This is a genomic window from Mobilisporobacter senegalensis (assembly GCF_003752155.1).
Taxonomy (GTDB): Bacteria; Bacillota; Clostridia; order Lachnospirales; family Lachnospiraceae; genus Mobilisporobacter; species Mobilisporobacter senegalensis.
Window position 1 is genome coordinate 19,643 of record NZ_RJVG01000011.1, and the last position, 20,274, is coordinate 39,916.

Consider the following 20,274-nt stretch of genomic DNA (forward strand, 5'->3'; position numbering starts at 1 on the left):
AATGAGAGATTTGAATTATATAATTAAAGGAGCAGTTCAAATGAAAAAATTAGAAGAATATGTAAGAAGTATACCTGATTTTCCAGAAGAAGGAATTATATTTAGAGATATAACAAGTGTATTACAAGATAAAGACGGTCTTAGATTAGCAATTGATCAAATGCAAGAGACTCTTAACGGAGTAGACTTTGATATTGTATTAGGACCAGAATCAAGAGGCTTTATATTTGGTGTACCTATTGCATATAATCTAAATAAAGCATTTGTTCCAGTTCGTAAAAAAGGTAAACTTCCATGTGAGACAGTTGAAATGGAATACGACCTTGAGTATGGTACAGCTACAATCGAAATCCATAAAGATGCCATTAAGCCAGGACAAAAAGTTGTTATTATTGATGACTTGATTGCTACAGGAGGTACGATTGAAGCCATTACCAAATTAGTAAAACAGCTTGGTGGAGAAGTTGTTAAGATTGTTTTCCTAATGGAATTAGAAGGTCTCAAAGGAAGAGAAAAACTAGCTGGATATGACGTTAGATCCATTATCAGTTATCCTGGAAAATAATATATATTGAATTAATATATTTGATGGGAAAATTTTTATAAAATTGGGCTGTTTTGCAAATGTTAAGCAAAACAGTCCTTTTTGTAAATGAAAATATTTATACATTTGACAGAATTCGCATAAAGGAATTGATTTTTCTTAGAAAATTATTTATAATTGAATGATATAAACTCAAAAATTAGGTGGTGAGATCATGGAAAAAAAGAGAAAAATAGAGAAAAATGACATAATGATGGAAGAAAATCTGGGAATTACACCTCCTTTAGATTCTGTTACTCCTGAGCAATTATATGAAGATTTAATTAATACAGTAAGAAGCTATCACCCATCCGCAGATATTTCCATGATTGAAAAAGCCTATATCATCGCAAAAGATGCTCATAAGGAACAACTTAGAAAATCTGGAGAACCGTATATTATTCATCCACTTTGTGTTGGTATCATCCTGGCAAAATTAGAGTTAGACAAGGAGACCATTGTTGCAGGTATTCTTCATGATGTAGTAGAGGATACAGTGTTAACAACAGAGCAGATCGGGAAAGAGTTCAGTGATGAAATTGCTTTACTTGTAGATGGAGTTACAAAATTAACACAATTAAATTATTCAAAAGATAAAGTAGAGATCCAGGCTGAGAATTTAAGAAAAATGTTTCTTGCCATGGCCAAGGATATTCGTGTTATTTTAATTAAGTTAGCAGACAGACTTCATAATATGCGGACATTACAGTTTATGTCACCCCAGAAACAGAAAGAAAAAGCAAGAGAAACCATGGATATTTATGCTCCGATTGCACAAAGGCTTGGTATCTCTAAAATTAAGATAGAACTTGATGATTTATCATTAAAATATCTGGAACCAGAAGTATATGAAGAATTAACTGAAAAAATCACTTCAAAAATAAGCGATATTGAAGCCTTTATCAATAATATCGTGGATGAAGTGAGAAATCATATTGAAGTAGCGACCATAGAGGCAACTGTAAATGGAAGGGTAAAACATTATTTTAGTATTTACAAAAAGATGGTAAATCAGAATAAAACCCTTGACCAGATTTATGACTTGTTCGCAGTTCGTATTATTGTAGATTCTGTGAAAGATTGTTATGCGGCTCTTGGAGTAATCCATGAGATGTATAAGCCGATTCCGGGACGTTTTAAAGATTATATCGCGATGCCAAAACCTAATATGTATCAGTCTCTTCATACTACCTTAATTGGTCCTATGGGGCAGCCATTTGAGATACAGATTCGTACCTTTGATATGCATAGAACAGCAGAATATGGTATTGCTGCCCATTGGAAGTATAAAGAGAATCAAGACGGTAAGAATGCCCATGATAAGGAGGAAGCAAAACTCACATGGCTTAGACAGATTCTTGAATGGCAGCGGGATATGTCTGATAATAAAGAATTTTTGAGCCTGTTAAAAAGTGATTTTGATCTTTTTTCTGAAAGTGTATACTGTTTTACGCCGACTGGAGACGTTAAGAATCTTCCAAATGGTTCTACTCCTATTGATTTTGCCTATAGCATTCATAGTGCAGTAGGAAATAAGATGGTAGGAGCAAGGGTGAATGGGAAATTAGTTACCATAGATTATAAGATTCAAAATGGGGATCGAATTGATATTGTAACTTCACAAAATTCCAAAGGACCGAGCAGGGACTGGCTATCATTAGTGAAAAGTACCCAGGCTAAAAATAAGATTAATCAATGGTTTAAAACAGAGTTGAAAGAAGATAATATCTTACGTGGAAAAGAACTCATGATGAGTTATTGTAAGAATAAGAATATAGTCCTTAGTGATTTACTAAAGCCTGAATATATGAATAAGGCTATGACAAAATATGGTTTCAGGGATTGGGATTCTGTCTATGCAGCAATAGGGCATGGTGGACTGAAAGAAGGACAGATAGTCAATAAACTTGTGGAATCCTATGAGAAGAAACATAAGAAAGCGATTACAGATGAAAAGCTATTAGAAGCAATCTCAGAAGTAAAAGAGAATAAACCTGCCACTGTAGCAAAGTCAAAGGGCGGAATTGTGGTAGAAGGAATTCATGATGTTGCGGTACGCTTTTCAAAATGTTGTAGTCCGGTGCCAGGGGATGAAATTATTGGATTTGTAACCAGGGGCAGAGGAGTATCTATTCACAGAACAGATTGTATCAATGTGATTAACCTTCCAGAAGAAGATAGAGCCCGTCTTATAGAAGCAGAATGGTCCCAGCCATCTGAAAGAGCCCAAAGTGAATTGTACACAGCAGAACTTAAGATATATGCCCATAATCGCAGTGGTGTTCTGCTTGATATCTCAAGAACATTTACAGAGAATGCTATTGATGTTACATCTATGAATGTCAGGACAAATAAACAGGGAACAGCAACTATAAGTATTGGTTTTGAAGTTCGTGGAGTAGAACAATTAAAGGTTTTAGTTGCGAAGCTCAGAAATATTGAGAGTGTCATAGATATTGAAAGGACTACGGGCTGATTTCATTACAATATCTAAAAATGTTTGGAGAGGACGAAAAGATGAAAGAAGACAGCATAATAGGAAATCTGCATATTCATATATGTATCTTAGGCTCGGTACGAACAAATTGTTATATTTTATGTAATAAGCTGACAAATGAAGCAATTGTAATTGATCCGGCAGATCAGGCAAATGTAATCATAGATTATATCAATAATCAGAACTTATTATTAAAAGGAGTTTTATTAACTCATGGACATTTTGATCATATTCTTGCGGCTGCTGCAATAGCCAGAGAATATGGTGTTAAAATTTATGCAAATGAGAATGAGCGAGAGCTGTTAGCAGACAGCCATATGAATTTTTCAAAGACAGCTGGCTGTGACTATGGTATGGAGCCGGATGAAGTATTGAAAGACGGGCAGGTTTTAAATCTTGCAGGATTTAAAATAAAAGTAATTCATACCCCTGGGCATACAATTGGAAGCAGCTGCTATTATCTGGAGAATGAAAAAGTATTGTTTTCAGGAGACACTTTATTTCGTGAGACAGTGGGAAGAACAGATTTACCTACTGGTAATTTTTCAGCAATTATCTCATCAGTGAAAGAAATATTAATGTTGCTGGAAGATGAGGTATTAGTGTATCCAGGGCATGGAGAATCTACTACCATCGGATATGAGAGAGAAAATAATGAATATCTGAATGTAGATAGATTTTGGGAGTAGGTATGATACAAGTAGAATTATCAATTGATGAATTTGCATATGACGTGAGATCTTTAATACAAGCTTTTTATCCCGATAAAAAGCTTGTATTTATTGATAGTGATTATATGTTAAATAATAATATGTTGAAGGAAGATATTGAATTAAAAATTTCTGTAAAGTATATGGAGCATTTCATAGGTCTTTCATTTTTCAAAAATGGAGTACCTATATTAGAGAATTCCGTAGAAGTAGTTTATGATATTAAAAATACAAATTCATTTATGGGTAAACTTAATTTAACAATGGAACAAAGAAAGATTTATAAAAATGAATTGAAACGTCTTCTCTACAATATGTTATCTGAAGTTACAGGACAACTGCTCCCTTGGGGAACCTTAACAGGAATCCGTCCTACCAAGATACCTATGAAGATGTTAGAAGAACATTGTAAGGAATCTGATATTAAAAAACATATGTCAGAAGAATATCTGTGTTCCAAAGAGAAAGCAGATCTTTGTGTAAATATTGCAAAGAAAGAATATGATATTTTAAATAAAATAGATTATGAGAATGGTTATAGTATCTATATAGGAATCCCATTCTGTCCAACAACCTGTCTTTATTGTTCTTTCACATCTTATTCTATTGACAAATACGAGGATCAAGTAGAAGATTATCTTAAAGCACTCTTCATGGAAATTGAGGACATAAGCTCAAGGGTTCATAATAAAAAATTAATCACTGTCTATTTAGGTGGTGGAACTCCGACTACTCTTAATGCAGACCAATTAGAGAGAGTATTGGTTAAAATAAAGACTAGCTTTCCTATGGAACATGTGAGAGAATTAACAGTAGAAGCAGGCAGACCAGATAGTATAACAATAGATAAGCTAAAAGTCTTAAAAGAGCAGGGTGTCACAAGAATTTCAATTAATCCACAAACGATGAATCAAAAGACGCTGGACGTCATTGGAAGAAAACATACGGTGGATCAGATTATAGAGGCATTTCATATGGCAAGACAAACAGGCCATGACAATATTAATATGGACCTGATCATAGGACTTCCAGGGGAGAACTATGAAGATGTATCATATACACTTAATGAAATTGATAAACTAAAACCAGACAGCCTGACAGTGCATACTTTGGCGATTAAGAGGGCAGCAAGGCTAAATACGAATAAAGAACAATATATGGAGATGACACCAACAGATACTATAAAAATGTTCACTCTTACAAGTGAGTATGCAATGAATGCAGGATATAAACCGTATTATTTATATAGGCAGAAGAATATGGCAGACAATTTAGAGAATATTGGTTACTCTAAGGAAGGGAAAGAAGGAATCTATAATATACTGATAATGGAAGAAAAACACACGATTATAGCATTAGGAGCCGGTGCATCCTCTAAATTCGTATCCCAGGATGGTGATTTAATAGAGCGAAGTGAGAATGTGAAAAGTGTAAAAGATTACATTGAACGAGTAAATGAGATGATGGAGAGAAAGCATTTATTAATAGAAAGGAATTTTTCATGATTTCTCAGAATGAAGCACAATTATTAGATGTTGAAGAATTTGAAGATATAATAAAAGAGGATTTAACAGATGCGGTAGATCATGGTATTGTAGTTAGTAATTTGGCATATTTGTTATCCCAGGAGTTAGGTATGGATGAAGAGTTCTGCTATGATATGGCAATTGCAGGAATGCTTCATGATATCGGGAAACTAAAATTAAGTAAATACCTATATGGCCGCAGAAAAGACAGCTTAAGGATAGAAGAGATGAAATATGTCAGAATGCATTCTACATATAGTTATGATATCCTGAAGGAAAAAGATTTTAATGAAAAAATACTGGAAGCTATCTATCATCATCATGAGAATTACGACGGTTCCGGATACCCGGATAATCTAAAGGGAAGTTCTATTCCATGGGGCGCAAGAATATTAAGAACTTGCGATGTATTTGCAGCACTTATTTCATCAAGACCTTATAGAAGAGCATTTGATATTAATATGGCCATGGAATTAATGATCGATGAAGTAAAGAATTTTGATATGGAGATTTTTCTTGCTTTTCAAAGAGTGATCCATTCAGAAGCATTTGAAAAAGTAAAGAACTTTACTATGAATGCAAATAAAAAAGCCCTTGACAAAAGTATCGTTAATTACTACAATCAATTATAGTTATATGTAAATGCATAGAAGAGGAAAGTATTTTTATATTTGCTATCACAGGGAGAAAAGACAAGACTGAAAGCTTTTCATAGGATATATCAAGAAAGACACCTTGGAGCTTATTATCTGAAAGTAGTAGGATAATACGGGGAATCTCCGTTAAAGGATTAGAGTTGGATTATAAGACATCATCTTTATAATTAAACAGGGTGGTACCACGGGTAAATTCTCGTCCCTGACATTAGTCAGGGACGTTTTTATATTTAAAAGGAGGTAGTAGGATGATTACACAAAGACCAAAAGGAACCCAGGATTGGTATGGAAGTAATATGCATAAAAGAACAGTAATTGAGGAAATTGCCAGAAAATTATGTAAAGTTTATAATATCAAAGAAGTAATTACACCCGTATTTGAGCATACAGTTCTCTTTCAAAGAGGTGTGGGCGAAACAACAGATGTAGTTCAAAAAGAGATGTATACTTTTGAAGATAAAGGACATAGAAGCATTACATTAAAACCAGAAGGGACAGCCGGTGCCATTCGTGCTTATCTGGAGAATAATATGTATGCAGAGAGTGGTCCGACGAAATTATTTTATGTAACACCAGCATTTCGTTATGAGCAGCCCCAAAGTGGCAGACTTAGACAGCATCATCAATTTGGAGTTGAATTTGTAGGATCTAAAAGTCCGTTGGCAGAAGTAGAATTAATTGTGCTAATTACTACATTAATTAAAGAAATTGGACTAAAAGGTGCGAAACTTCACATTAATAGTATTGGTTGCAAAAACTGCAGAAAAACTTATAATGAAGCACTTCTTAAATATTTAAATGAGCATAAAGAGACCTTATGCCCTACCTGCAAAGAAAGAATGATAAAGAACCCTCTCAGGGTGCTTGACTGTAAGGTTCCTTCTTGCAAAGAGATAGTGAAAGATGCGCCGCGTACCATAGAGTATTTAGATGAGGAATGCAGGGAACACTTTGAAGAATTACAAAGTTTATTAGATGAACTTAATATACCTTATGAAATTGATACTGGAATTGTCAGAGGCCTTGATTATTATACAAAAACAGTGTTTGAATTTGTAAATGAAGATGGTTTTACCCTATGTGGTGGTGGCCGTTATGACAATCTTATACACGAAATTGATGAAAAACAGGATATTCCGTCTGTTGGATTTGGTATGGGAATTGAGAGAATCCTATATTTCCTGGAGAAAGAAAATGTAGAGTTAGAACCGGAACCACAGATTGATTTGTACGTAGGTATACTTGGAAAAGAAGCTAAAGCAGAGGCATACAAGATGGTGAATACACTTAGGAATGAAGGGTATGTAGTAGAAACAGATTATATGGATCGCAGTGTGAAAGCACAAATGAAATATGCGAATAAAATTGGGGCTAAAAATACTGCAATTTTAGGTCCGGACGAGCTGGCTAATAATATAGTCCAGATAAAGAATATGGAGACGGGTGAACAGACAGAAACTAAGATCCATGATATTGTACGCTATTTTCAAGAGAAATAATTTATCTAAAAAAGACAGTGTTAATTTTTAAAAGTCAAGAGGAACTTTACTAAAGACAAGTCACCAACAAAGGAGAGATGATTATGAAAGGAACAGTAGTATCAACATGGGTCGAATCTTGTAGAAAATTATATGGAAATAAACTTGTAGATGAAGCTATGAAAGCCAATGGTTTAGTTGAAACACATCTTTTTAACCCATTGGAAGATGTAGATGATAAAGTTGCAAAAGGTATTGTTGATTACGTAGGAAATGCTTGTGGAAAAAGCCATCAAGAAATTTGGTTTACTATGGGTGAAGAAAATATTTCTACATTTAGTAAAGCTTATCCTGGATTCTTTCGACATGAATCTGCATACCAGTTCTTAAAATCAATGAATGATGTTCATAAAATTGTAATGAAGAGATTTAAAGGCTCCGTTCCTCCCATTCTGGATGTGATTCCTATCTCATCTCATGACATACATTTTATTTATCGCTCGAAACGGGAAATGGGAGATTATCTGACCGGCTTAATTAGTGGAGTAGCACATTATTTTAATGAAGACATTAAGGTTTTGGTTGAATCTCAAACAAAAGAAGAAACTAAGTTACGTTTGACTTTTTCAAAGGAAATACAATCTGTGAAAAATTATCATATAAATAATTTATTTTCTTTTGGAGTTATTCGCAATACTGCCGTTAAGAGTGGAATCGTGAATACACTTGTTGTGACAGCTGCATCTTTTGCCCTTAGCATGAATCCGGTAAATTCATTAATTATTGGGATTGCCACATTTGTCGTATCTTTAATATCAGCAAGTTGTTTTAATCGTCCAATAAAATTTATTATGAAGGAATTAAAGAAATTAACCAATTCTAATTTTTCAGAAACCGTTATATTACATTCTCATGATGAATACGAAGAACTGATGAATGAATTAAATTCAATCAAAGGGAATATACAAAAAGATTTTATTGGATTTAACGCAATCGTAGATGAATTAAATACCTTTAATGCATCCATATCAAAAATATCCAGTACGATGCATTCTGCTTCTGATGATATTACAGACGTAATCGATCAGGTAGCAATGGCTGCTACTACTCAGGCAGAAGATACAGAAAAGGCAATTACTGTCCTTGATGAAAGCGTACAAAATGTGACACGTCTTTCCGATGAAGGACAAAAGAATAAAGTTAAGATAGAAGAAGCAATAGAGAGCATAGAAAGCAGTTTTGTCAACGTTGAAGAAACTGCCTCAAAAATTAATACGATGCTTACTAAATTTAATGAAATCAAACAAAATAGTGATGAATTAAAAGTAAATGCGGATAATATTGAGGAAATCGTACTTATCGTATCCTCCATTGCAAAACAGATTAACCTGTTAGCTTTAAATGCATCTATTGAAGCTGCAAGAGCAGGAGAAGCAGGAAAAGGATTTACTGTAGTAGCAGAAGAAGTCAGAAAACTTTCGGAAGAGACCAATAGCGCAGTGGACCAAATTAATACTAGTTTAAACATTTTTACGTCAAGTATCGGTCAGGTTGTTGAGGGTATTGATACTCAGTATACAGTTCTGGAAACAGAAAATTCAATCCTTAAAAAAGCAGTAGAAACTTCAAGTGGATCTAATAAGCATCTTAAAGCAGTTGCAGATTTATTAATACAAAATTCTGCAGATCTTAAAACGGAGGCTGATAATATTACGACGTTATTTGACGGCATTCAGAATTTAGCTGCAATTGCAGAGGAAAATTCAGCATCTACGGAAGAAGCAAGTTCTAATGTAGCAATTTATGTGGATCAGATTAATGAACTGACAAATCAGATTTCTGTATTTGATTCCATGATTAAGAACTTTCAGGAAGATTTAAAGAAATATGTAATTTAATAAGTAATTGCGAAACTTTGTTCTGTGTCTATTGATGTCCCGTGTTCTTAGGCTGTCTACTACAGTTTACTGAAAATGTTCGACTTATACATACAAAAAAATATTTGTATGTAACGTACAAACATTTTCAGTAAACAGTAACGACAGACAAAGTACACGTTGGAACAATCATAGACACAGTTAAGAGTTTCGCAAATATCTAAATATGTAATTTAGTATAAAGGAGATTAGTTATGGCAGAGTCAATGAAAGGATTGCATCGTACTCATAGATGTACAGAAGTATCAAATAAAAATATAGGTGAAACCGTAACCGTGATGGGTTGGGTTCAGAAAAGCAGAAATAAAGGCGGTATTGTATTTACCGATTTAAGAGATCGTTCTGGATTACTTCAAATTATATTCGAAGAGGGAAGTATTAGCTCAGAGGTTTTTGAAAGAGCTGGAAGACTTAGAAGTGAGTTTGTAATTGCAGTTACTGGTAAAGTAGAGTCTCGTTCTGGGGCAACCAATGAAAACTTAGTAACTGGTGATATAGAGATTCGTGCCAAAGAACTTCGTGTTCTTTCTGAGGCAGATACTCCACCGTTTCCAATTGAGGAAGCCAGTAAAACGAAGGAAGAATTAAGATTAAAATATCGTTATCTTGATCTGCGCAGACCGGACCTTCAGAAAAATTTAATTATGAGAAGTAAGGTCGCTACATTAACAAGGCAATTTTTATCAGAAGAAGGGTTTCTTGAGATTGAAACACCAATGCTTAATAAGAGTACGCCAGAGGGAGCAAGAGATTATCTTGTACCAAGCCGTGTGCACCCTGGTAACTTTTATGCACTTCCACAGTCTCCACAGATATTTAAGCAATTGTTAATGTGCTCTGGATATGATAGATACTTCCAGATAGCAAAATGTTTCCGTGATGAAGATTTACGTGCTGACAGACAGCCAGAGTTTACTCAGATAGATATGGAATTATCATTTGTAGAGATAGAAGATATTTTAGATGTAAATGAAAGATTACTTCAAAAATTATTTAAAGAAGTGCTGGGAGTAGAGATTCAGACACCAATTCAAAGAATGACTTATAAAGAGGCAATGGATCGTTTTGGTTCTGATAAACCGGATCTACGTTTTGGAATGGAATTAAAAAATGTATCAGAAATTGTTAAAGATACTGAATTTGCTGTATTTAAAGGTGCTTTAGAAAATGGCGGAAGCATTCGGGGGATTAATGCTGCCGGACAGGCCGATATGCCAAGAAAGAAGATAGATGCTCTTGTGGACTTTGCGAAAGGTTATGGAGCAAAAGGATTAGCATATCTGGCAATTAATGAAGATGGTACTTATAAATCATCTTTTGCTAAATTCATGACAGAAGAAGAGCTAAAGGCTCTTGTGTCAGCTATGGAAGGTAAACCAGGAGATTTATTATTCTTTGCGGCTGATAAAGATAAGATTGTGTATAATGTTCTTGGTGCTCTCCGTATAGAGATAGCAGATAAATTGGAATTACTTAAAAAAGATGATTATCATTTCTTATGGGTAACTGAATTCCCATTGCTTGAATGGTCTGAGGAAGAAGAAAGATTTACTGCTATGCACCACCCATTCACAATGCCTATGGAGGAAGACTTACATCTATTATCAACAGATCCTGGCAAAGTAAGGGCAAAGGCTTATGATATTGTTCTAAATGGTACTGAGCTTGGTGGAGGAAGTCTTAGAATCTATCAGAATGATATACAGGAAAAAATGTTTGAAGTTCTTGGATTTACAAAAGAAGATGCTTATGAAAGATTTGGTTTCCTGTTAAATGCATTTAAGTACGGAGTTCCACCACATGGCGGTCTTGCATTTGGTTTAGACAGACTTATCATGTTGATGGCAAAAGAAGATAGCATTCGTGATGTTATTGCATTCCCTAAAGTAAAAGATGCTTCCTGTCTTATGACAGAGGCGCCAAATGTGGTTGATGCAAAACAGTTAGATGAGCTGGGAATTGGTATTAATAATAATTTAAATTTATAAAGGAAAACTTAATTCAGGCATATATAACCTCGAAATGAAATGTTGATCCATTTCGGGGTTATTTTATCTGAACTTGATTCCAATAAAATAAATAAAATTTTTAAAATTGAAAGAAGCGTTGATATGGTTAAGGACATGACAGTTGGAAATCCAACAAAATTAATATTATCTTTTTCACTACCTTTGTTAGTAGGTAATATATTTCAACAATTATATAATATGGTGGACGCTCTGATTGTTGGAAGATTTGTGGGCGTTAAATCTTTAGCGGCAGTGGGATCTACAGGTTCTCTGGCATTTTTAGTATTAGGATTTATCATTGGATTAACCAGTGGATTCTCTGTCTTGGCAGCTCAACGGTTTGGAGCAAAAGATGAGGATGGGCTAAGACACAGTGTTGCAATGTCTATTTATTTATGTGCTGCATTTACAATAATAATTACACTTTTATCTGTACTTACATCTAAATCTTTATTATTGTTAATGAAGACACCTGCTGATATTTTAGATGATGCCAATACTTATATTATCATAATCTATATGGGGTGTATTGTAGCTTTCATTTACAATATGCTTGCAGGTATTTTACGTGCATTAGGGGATAGCAGGACCCCGTTATATTTTTTAATTATTGCATCCATACTTAATGTTATTTTAGATATTGCCTTTGTTGTAAATTTCAATATGGGAGTTGCAGGAGCAGCTTATGCAACAGTAATATCCCAGGGAGTTTCAGGTCTGTTATGTTTCATATACATAAAAAAGAAGTTCCCTATATTAAAATTTCAAAAGAAAGATTGGAAGTTTAACAGTAATACAGCAAAACATCTGCTTAAAATTGGATTACCCATGTCTTTTCAGTTCTCAATTACAGCAATAGGGGTAATGATATTACAAAGTGCAATTAATAGCTTTGGTTCCACTGTTGTGGCAGCATTCACAGCAGCATCCAAGGTAGAACCTTTAGCGACTATGCCATTGGCAAGCTTAGGGGTGACTATGGCTACATATACCGGTCAGAATCTTGGCGCAGGGAAATATGAGCGTATTAAAGATGGGGTTAAAAAATGTATGATCATCAGCCTGATTGCAAGTTTAATAGGAAGTGCTCTGGTATTTCTATTTGGCAGGTATTTCGTTAACCTGTTTTTATCAGAGCCTCAGGAAGAAGTGATCAATTATGCGACAAAATATCTTAATACGATTGCTTTGTTTTTCTTCCCATTAGGAATATTATTTATCTTTCGAAATACACTACAAGGGCTGGGAGATGGTCTGATTCCACTGCTTGGCGGAGTGATTGAACTGGTTTCCAGATCTGTGATTGCACTTGTATTTTCAGGAATCTTCGGATATGCAGCAGTATGTTATGCCAGTCCTTTGTCGTGGATTACAGCTGCACCATGGCTATATATATGTTATCGTATAAGAGCAAAAAAACTGATTGACAGTGAAACATAAGGAGAAATATAAATGGGCGGGATGTTTTATATTTTAATCTCATATATCATTATTATTAATTGTATAGGGTTTGCAATTATGGGTTATGATAAACAGAGGGCAAAAAGACATGAATGGAGAGTAAAAGAGAGAACCATTTTTGCCATAGGGTATTTTGGCGGATGTCTTGGAATCTTACTGGGAATGAGTACATTCCGCCATAAAACAAAACATAAAAAATTTGTTTATGGAATTCCGTTTATTCTTTTTCTCCAACTGTTAATCATTGCAATAATATTCCATAGTAAGTATATAAATCCAAATACTTACAAATTATTGAAAAAATGATTGACATAAATCAAAAACAATGTTATTATAAGTTTGTTGTAAATAGTTGCAACACAATATTTATTATTTTGGAGGAATTACACATGAACAAAGGTACAGTTAAATGGTTTAACAATCAAAAAGGTTTCGGATTTATCTCTGATGAACAAGGAAATGATGTTTTCGTTCACTATTCAGGACTTAACATGGATGGTTTCAAGTCTCTTGAAGAAGGACAAGAAGTTGAATTTGAAGTTGTTAACGGAGCTAAAGGACCTCAAGCTACTAACGTTACAAAATGCTAATCAAATAAAGTTATTCAGTGTGCCTTTTTCTAATATATAAATTTTTATAATTTTTATACAGAATTAGCTATATTGTTAAGAACGAACTTGATTAAAGGTTATCCGAAAGGATAACCTTTTTTGGTATTAGTAATTCTGTATGGATGGGAGTGTCGTGATGGAAGTTCAATTCTTACCTGTAAATAAAAAAATCAAGGTAGAGCCCGGTACCAGCTTACTTCAAGCTGCCATAGATTCTGCTATTGATGTTAATGCAGTATGTGGGGGTAACGGTACTTGTGGAAAATGCAAGATGTTAGTTACCAAAGGAAACATAAAAGATTATGATGAAATAGAAAAGCAGTCGTTGACCAATGAAGAATTAAACAAGGGTATGCGCTTATCATGCAGAATGAAGATAGAGAGTAATTGTTGTGTTATTGTTCCGGAGGAGACGAGAAAGAGAACAACTGTTACAAAACAAAAGAAAATAGAACTGGATAAATTAAGTAATTATGGGGTATCCATTGATATTGGAACTACAAGTGTTGAGGCCTGTTTATTTGATCTGGACAAGCAATACAGCTTAATACAAATTGCGAGAAATAATCCTCAAAGAGCTTACGGTGCAGATGTTATTTCCAGGATAAGTTATTGCAATCAATCTGTGGAGCATCTTAATAATTTACATAGATTGATCCGGGAGTGCTGTAATGAATTAATTCATGACTTATTGGCAGGCTGTGGAATATTGAATGAAGATAATTTAAAATCCAATAAAATTGAGGATGTTAATCTTAGAAATTTGATTTATAATAAAATTAAAAAATGTGTGATTCTTGGGAATACAACAATGAGTCATATTTTTCTTGGAAAAAGTTTGAAAGGATTAGCCAAAGTTCCATTTGAAGAGATCAATTATGATATTCAGTACTTATCTAATGATGAGAAACAATTCCATATGAGCTTGGAAGGTGAAATTATTGTACTTCCTGGAATATATGGACACGTTGGCTCAGATACTCTTGGCTGTATCTTAGCTACGGATTTTGAAAAACAAAAAGGAATCAATCTTATAATAGATATTGGGACCAATGGTGAAATGGTAATTTCTAAGGATGGTACTATGATATGCTGTTCTACTGCAGCCGGGCCGGCATTTGAAGGAGCATCTATCTATCAGGGAATGAGGGCAATGGATGGTGCTATCAAAGGAGTTTATATAGATAAGCAGGATATCAGACTTGATGTTATTGGAGAGATTAATCCGTCAGGAATTTGTGGCTCCGGTATTATTGACGCAATTGCTGAACTGATAAAAGAGGGGATCATTGATGAAACAGGCAGAATTTTAACGTCAGAAGAAACAGACTCTTCTTTGGCATCCCGGATTGTCAATGAAAATGGAATGAAGTTTATTCTGGGACATTCGAAAGATGGGCGGAACATAGTATTAACACAGCAGGATATAAGAGAAGTTCAATTGGCAAAAGCTGCAATCAACGCAGGGACGATATCTTTACTTGAAGCAGCAGGGGTAGAAAGCAAAGATATAAACAATATATATATTGCGGGAGCATTTGGCAGTAATATAAATATTGATAATGCAATTGTATTAGGACTGCTGCCAGATATTAACAGAAGGAAATTCAGGCTAATCGGGAACGGCGCATTAAATGGCGGGGTAACGATTCTATCAGGAGAAAAGACCATTGAAGAAGTAACAATAATAAGTAATAAGGTAAAACATATTGAACTTGCCAATGACGATGGATTTCAAAAAAGATATATTGATGGGATAAATTTTAGCCATCAGACAAGTTCCACTGCTGGATTTTAACTAAGGAGAAGTATATGAAAATAAACATAAAGCAATATTATAAAGAATTTCTTAATCACATTCATTTTCCTTCTTTTATCTATTATTATGAGACAAATCGTATACTTGGAATGAATGATTCTGCAAAAAAAATTCTTGGTGATGATATTCGAAATGTAAAAGATATATTTAATGTAAGGCCTAAACTTTCTAAAAAGACATTATCAAACGGAAGCCTCATTTTATACAAGCAAGAGATGAATTCCAGATATGAGACAATATTAATTGATATGGAAGTAAATGTTGTGGATATCGATGAGAAGCATATGTGCATTGTTTTCTTTGAATATACCTATAAACAAAATTTTAGTAAATATTTAAAGGATGAAATTCCAAGGATCTACTGGAAGAATAGAGAACAATCATACCTTGGTATGAATGAAAGTTTTAAAAATGACTTTTCTATTACTTTATCCAATGAAGAGATACAAAAGACAAATTTTCGGAATATTGATTTTATGAATTTCGAATTTGAAGTTATGGTCAATGTAGAGGAACTGCGGGTTATAAAGGCAAGGGAACCCTTATATGATATGCTTCAGGTGGTAAAAACAGATACTGGACATAATGTTTTTATTGTGAATAATAGAATACCATTTTTTAATAAAAATGGAACAGTATTAGGCTTATTAGGAGTGTACCATCTGGTATTAGATAAGGAGGAATTTAAAAAACAGTATTATATTGCTTTAAAAGAAAATTATGATATGTATGAAGAGCAGGTAAAATTGAATCAATTTTTTGCTGATTTACTTAGAATCACCCAATCAGGAAAAGAATATAATCAAATTCTCGGTGAGATTTTTGATGCTATTGTAAGGCGGGTGGATATAGATCATATCAATATATATAAATATTATACAAAGGAAAAAGAAATGGAATATCTTTATGCCTGGAATCAAAAAAAGAAAACGAAAGTTGGTAAACTGAAAGGTGATACCTTTCGTGATCTTCGTAATGTAATATCCCGGGAATTAAGAAAGAACGAATATATATTAATAAATTCAGGTGAGGAGGAAGAGAAATTTAAAAGATTATTAAATTATAGTAATATTAGAGCATTACTTCTATTCCGCTTGAATGTTAGAGGAAATAATAAAGCAATCATAAGTTTTGGGGATATGAAGGAGAGAAAATGGACACCGGATATAGTAAATCTTTTAAAGGATGTAACTTTGCTGATTCAAAGTGTTTTTTATAGACATTCATTAGAACAGGAAATAATGGAATTAAAGCAATTACAATATGCTTCTCCAGGAAATGATTCACCGGATGGCTGCTAACTGTCACATTCCCCTTTTGGCAGAGGGAGGCAGTTGATATGGCTCCGGATAGATTTAATACAATGATAATAAATTGAATTTCTAGTATAATATGGTATAATACTCACGAAGGGAATTTTGCTTGCTTGCAAGGGCAAAATTGCCCGGGGGACCATAAACGTTTTTTGTTTATGGTATAATATAAACACTTAGGGAGGTATTTTCGAGCTTAGGGATAAGACTTCAACAGATACCGAATAGTATGAAAGGAGAAGGGAATATGAGCATTACTATAAAAAAGTTTGGACAAACTTCAAATAAGGAGGAAATCAAACTTTATACATTAACGAACCGCAATGGAATGTCAGCAGCATTTACTAATTATGGGGCGGTATTAGTAAGTTTAATGGTTCCGGATGGAAAGGGCAACCTGGATGATGTAGTTTTAGGATATGGTAACTTAGAAGGATATCTTAAAAATGGTCCTGGACTGGGCTCTTTTATTGGACGTCATGCAAACAGAATCGGCAATGCCAGTTTTGATATTAATGGAAAGACTTATGACCTTGAAAAAAATAATGGAAATAATAATCTCCATGGTGGCTCTATTGGATATAATAAAATGGTTTATGAAACAGAATATTTTGAAGAGGAAGATTCTGATACGATAGAGTTTTCAAGACTGAGTCCGGATATGGAGCAAGGATTTCCTGGAAATCTGGATATTTGTGTAACATACACATTAACGAATGATAATGAATTGGTTATTGAATATCTTGCTGTTTCCGATCAGGATACACTTATTAATTTAACAAATCATTCTTATTTTAATCTGGCTGGACATAAGTCAGGAACTATTTTAAATCATAAAATGATGATAGACTCTGATTATTTTACACCTACAACAGATGATTTGATCCCTACAGGTGAAATACGTGATGTTACTGGGACACCAATGGATTTTAGAACGTTAAAAACAATTGGTCAGGATATTCATGCAGATTATCTTCCATTAAAACAAGGAAAAGGCTATGACCATAATTATGTCCTTAAGACATCAAAAGACGAAATAATCAAAGTTGCTGAATTAATTGACGAAGGCAGCCAAAGAAAAATGGAAGTATATACTGACTTACCGGGTATGCAGGTCTATACAGGCAATAATTTAGGAGAGAATGAGAATTGCAAAGAAGGTGCGGCATATCATCCTTATGATGGTGTATGCTTTGAAACTCAATTTTTCCCTAATTCCTGTAATCTAAAAGAATTTAAGCCTTGCCTGTTTAAGGCAGGAGAAGAATACGATTACACTACAGTTTATCGATTTACAACTATTTAAGTAATAACCAGGTTTTTCTGCTGAATATTTTAAAGTGGGAGGAATTTTATGAGAAGAAATAATATTTTTGCATAGCAAAGGCTATTGCAAATAATATCATAAATAAGAAATGTATAATATTTAAATAGCCTTTGCTGTTCCTAAGAAGATTAACATTTAGGAGGGCAAAATGAGCTATCAGAAAGCAGAACAGGTTTTACCATTAGAATTGGTGGAATTAATACAAAAATATATTGATGGTGAATATATTTATATCCCAAGAAAAGAAGAAAATAAAAAGCCATGGGGAACCAATACGGATACAAGATATGAACTAAGTTTAAGAAATTCTAATATATATAAGGAATATCTTAAAGGGATATGTGTGAAGTCTTTGGCTGTAAAATATTGTTTATCATCAAAAAGTATACAAAGAATTCTTTTAAATGAAAAGAGAAATGACAGAGAATAATTTAAAGAAATGAGTCAGTGTGGTTAATAAACTCCATTGGCTCATTTTTGTTTCTAAATAAGAATGAGGTTTCCTTAAGCAATAAATTACAATAGAATAGGGTTGGATATAAAATAAAAAAGGAGGATTTTTTATGAGAGAAGATATTTTTAATGAGTAGCAAAGGCTATTCATTAATATAAGTAAATAGTGAAATAGCTTTTGCATATCCAGAATATAAAATATGGAGAGGCAAGATGAGCTATTTAAAAAAAATTCAATGGGAGATAGAGCTGGATTCGTTACCAGCAGTAACAAGAAACTGCCCTAAATGCGGCAAAAAGATTGAATTTATCAATACAGAAAAATTCAGGGTGAATGCAAATCGTAATCACATAGATATATGGTTGATCTATCAATGTTCCCAGTGCAGATCCACATGGAATATGACAATTTATGAGAGAATCAATCCCAAAGATATCAGCAAAGATGAATATGAGAAATTTATTGCCAATGATAAAAAATTAGCAAAGAAATATGGATTTGATATAGGGATCCATAATAGAAATAAGGCAGATATAATATTATATGGAAAGAACAGGACTCAGATCAGGCGTCATATTAGATATTGGACAGCCTAATTTGAGTCTTATTGATTTTATCATTATTTTCATAGCCATTTATAATTTGCGGAACATCAAATATTCATCTCCATATGTCCCATCTTTAAATTTAAAGGCTTTTTCTCTTGTTCCAATCATCTCAAAGCCGCATTTTTTATATAATCCAATTCCACGCTCATTATCACACATAACTTCAAGTTCAATTTGCTCATAACCAGCGTCTTTTGCCAAAAGGATCAGTTCTGATAATAAGGAAGATCCAATTCCAAGGTGCCAGTATTCTTTTTGGATCGAGATACCAAATTCTGCTCTATGGATATATTTCATCAGATTTTTTACGCAGTTTAATCCACCGCATGCTATAATTTTTCCATCTATCGTTGCACAGATCAGTACATTTTTGGGATTAGATTCTAACTCTTTTAAGTATCTTTTCTCTTCTTCAATAGTAATCGTAATTTCCTCCGGGTAACGGGCCATATATAATGTTTCATTAGAAGTTCCCTTCATATGCTCAATAAGGGCTTTTGCATCACGAGGGACAGGACTTCGTAAAATACATTCTCTGCCATCTTTTAGTTTTATTATCTTCGGGCCAAACTTCATATCAAATCACTCTCCTTTATTATAATATGTATAACAAATGTCTCTATTATATTAATCATTATCTGTTATAGTTCTTAGTTGTTTTATTCTTTAAATATGAAATATACTCTTTTGATTTATATTTAGTTCTTTTGAGGTTAAATGAATCAACAGTTCTTCCACAGCTGATAAAGTTGCCAGAGCACATATAGAATAAGTTAAAATGGATGTATTTATAAATGGATAGAATATAGGGAAGCAAAACAAAATAATACCTGATCCTTTATTGGCGAAAGTATGTATAATCCCAAAAGTGTGATATTTTATAAATACAATGGACATGGATAGAAGACGAAGGATCAGAATTATAACTATCCAGATGAAAATTAACCTAGGAATATCTACAATGGGATATAATTTAATAAATATTACGACAGTCATGGTAAGATCTGCGATAGAATCCAGTTTTGCTCCTAATATGCTTGCTGCTTTTGTTTTTCTTGCTATATAACCGTCTATCATGTCACTAAACCCACTTATAATATACATTATATAAAATGGAAGATGAAACGGCTCTGTAAAAAAGAGAATGATGGATAGTATGATTCTTGAACACGTTATGATATTAGGAATATTTTTCATATTTTCACCTCCGCCTTTAAGGTATCATAATACAAAATTTGTCATGTGGCAATCATATTTTTAGTTTAATAATGCAATGAATAATATA

The 20,274-nt window shown here is 33.5% G+C and carries 18 protein-coding genes and 1 other annotated feature; of the genes, 16 read left to right on the forward strand and 2 right to left on the reverse strand.

Going from position 1 to position 20,274, the window contains the following annotated elements; translation table 11 throughout:
• Window positions 1–40 precede the first annotated feature (40 nt).
• The 16 genes from EDD66_RS15055 (at window position 41) to EDD66_RS15130 (ending at window position 18,977) form a co-directional block, all read left to right on the forward strand.
• Window positions 41–565, forward strand: coding sequence for an adenine phosphoribosyltransferase (locus EDD66_RS15055; RefSeq protein ID WP_123610410.1), 525 nt, complete (start codon window positions 41–43; stop codon window positions 563–565).
• Between the two features lie 229 nt (window positions 566–794).
• A complete protein-coding gene (locus EDD66_RS15060) occupies window positions 795–3,059 on the forward strand; it encodes a RelA/SpoT family protein (RefSeq protein WP_243115389.1) in 2,265 nt (754 codons plus the stop codon).
• A 41-nt stretch (window positions 3,060–3,100) separates the two neighbouring features.
• On the forward strand, window positions 3,101–3,769 hold the full coding sequence (locus EDD66_RS15065; protein ID WP_123610412.1) for an MBL fold metallo-hydrolase: 669 nt from the start codon (window positions 3,101–3,103) through the stop codon (window positions 3,767–3,769).
• Window positions 3,770–3,771: 2 nt separating this feature from the next.
• On the forward strand, window positions 3,772–5,295 hold the full coding sequence (gene hemZ, locus EDD66_RS15070; RefSeq protein WP_123610413.1) for a coproporphyrinogen dehydrogenase HemZ: 1,524 nt from the start codon (window positions 3,772–3,774) through the stop codon (window positions 5,293–5,295).
• Window positions 5,292–5,948 (forward strand): HD-GYP domain-containing protein, encoded by a 657-nt coding sequence (locus EDD66_RS15075; RefSeq protein WP_123610414.1) that lies wholly within the window; start codon window positions 5,292–5,294, stop codon window positions 5,946–5,948. The genes hemZ and EDD66_RS15075 overlap by 4 nt, the downstream gene beginning before the upstream one ends.
• 6 nt (window positions 5,949–5,954) lie before the next feature.
• Window positions 5,955–6,179 (forward strand) — a binding site (T-box leader).
• A 41-nt stretch (window positions 6,180–6,220) separates the two neighbouring features.
• The gene (hisS, locus tag EDD66_RS15080) at window positions 6,221–7,471 is read left to right on the forward strand and encodes a histidine--tRNA ligase (RefSeq protein WP_123610415.1); all 1,251 of its coding nucleotides are present in this window, start codon (window positions 6,221–6,223) and stop codon (window positions 7,469–7,471) included.
• Window positions 7,472–7,554: 83 nt separating this feature from the next.
• The gene (locus EDD66_RS15085; RefSeq protein ID WP_170164383.1) at window positions 7,555–9,348 is read left to right on the forward strand and encodes a heme NO-binding domain-containing protein; all 1,794 of its coding nucleotides are present in this window, start codon (window positions 7,555–7,557) and stop codon (window positions 9,346–9,348) included.
• 233 nt (window positions 9,349–9,581) lie between these two features.
• Window positions 9,582–11,375, forward strand: coding sequence for an aspartate--tRNA ligase (gene aspS, locus EDD66_RS15090; protein ID WP_123610417.1), 1,794 nt, complete (start codon window positions 9,582–9,584; stop codon window positions 11,373–11,375).
• A 123-nt stretch (window positions 11,376–11,498) separates the two neighbouring features.
• The gene (locus EDD66_RS15095; protein ID WP_123610482.1) at window positions 11,499–12,836 is read left to right on the forward strand and encodes an MATE family efflux transporter; all 1,338 of its coding nucleotides are present in this window, start codon (window positions 11,499–11,501) and stop codon (window positions 12,834–12,836) included.
• A 12-nt stretch (window positions 12,837–12,848) separates the two neighbouring features.
• Window positions 12,849–13,163 (forward strand): DUF1294 domain-containing protein, encoded by a 315-nt coding sequence (locus EDD66_RS15100; RefSeq protein WP_330511332.1) that lies wholly within the window; start codon window positions 12,849–12,851, stop codon window positions 13,161–13,163.
• An 83-nt stretch (window positions 13,164–13,246) separates the two neighbouring features.
• Complete coding sequence (locus tag EDD66_RS15105) at window positions 13,247–13,447, forward strand: cold-shock protein (RefSeq protein ID WP_123610418.1); 201 nt, start codon at window positions 13,247–13,249, stop codon at window positions 13,445–13,447.
• Between the two features lie 157 nt (window positions 13,448–13,604).
• Window positions 13,605–15,266 carry an ASKHA domain-containing protein gene (locus EDD66_RS15110; protein WP_170164384.1) on the forward strand — a complete coding sequence of 554 codons (1,662 nt, stop codon included), beginning with the start codon at window positions 13,605–13,607 and terminating at the stop codon, window positions 15,264–15,266.
• A gap of 14 nt (window positions 15,267–15,280) precedes the next feature.
• Window positions 15,281–16,588, forward strand: coding sequence for a GAF domain-containing protein (locus EDD66_RS15115; protein WP_123610420.1), 1,308 nt, complete (start codon window positions 15,281–15,283; stop codon window positions 16,586–16,588).
• Window positions 16,589–16,847: 259 nt separating this feature from the next.
• Window positions 16,848–17,906, forward strand: coding sequence for an aldose epimerase family protein (locus tag EDD66_RS15120; RefSeq protein WP_123610421.1), 1,059 nt, complete (start codon window positions 16,848–16,850; stop codon window positions 17,904–17,906).
• A 169-nt stretch (window positions 17,907–18,075) separates the two neighbouring features.
• Entirely contained in the window at window positions 18,076–18,357 is a 282-nt protein-coding gene (locus tag EDD66_RS15125; RefSeq protein ID WP_123610422.1) for a CD3324 family protein, read from the forward strand.
• Between the two features lie 236 nt (window positions 18,358–18,593).
• Complete coding sequence (locus tag EDD66_RS15130; protein WP_123610423.1) at window positions 18,594–18,977, forward strand: DUF1062 domain-containing protein; 384 nt, start codon at window positions 18,594–18,596, stop codon at window positions 18,975–18,977.
• A 39-nt stretch (window positions 18,978–19,016) separates the two neighbouring features.
• Here the strand turns inward: EDD66_RS15130 and EDD66_RS15135 are convergent, their stop codons facing one another.
• Both EDD66_RS15135 and EDD66_RS15140 read right to left on the reverse strand, forming a co-directional pair.
• On the reverse strand, window positions 19,017–19,565 hold the full coding sequence (locus tag EDD66_RS15135; RefSeq protein ID WP_123610424.1) for a GNAT family N-acetyltransferase: 549 nt from the start codon (window positions 19,563–19,565) through the stop codon (window positions 19,017–19,019).
• Window positions 19,566–19,655: 90 nt separating this feature from the next.
• Window positions 19,656–20,186, reverse strand: a complete 531-nt coding sequence (locus tag EDD66_RS15140; protein WP_123610425.1) for a CDP-alcohol phosphatidyltransferase family protein — start codon at window positions 20,184–20,186, stop codon at window positions 19,656–19,658.
• Window positions 20,187–20,274: the final 88 nt, after the last annotated feature.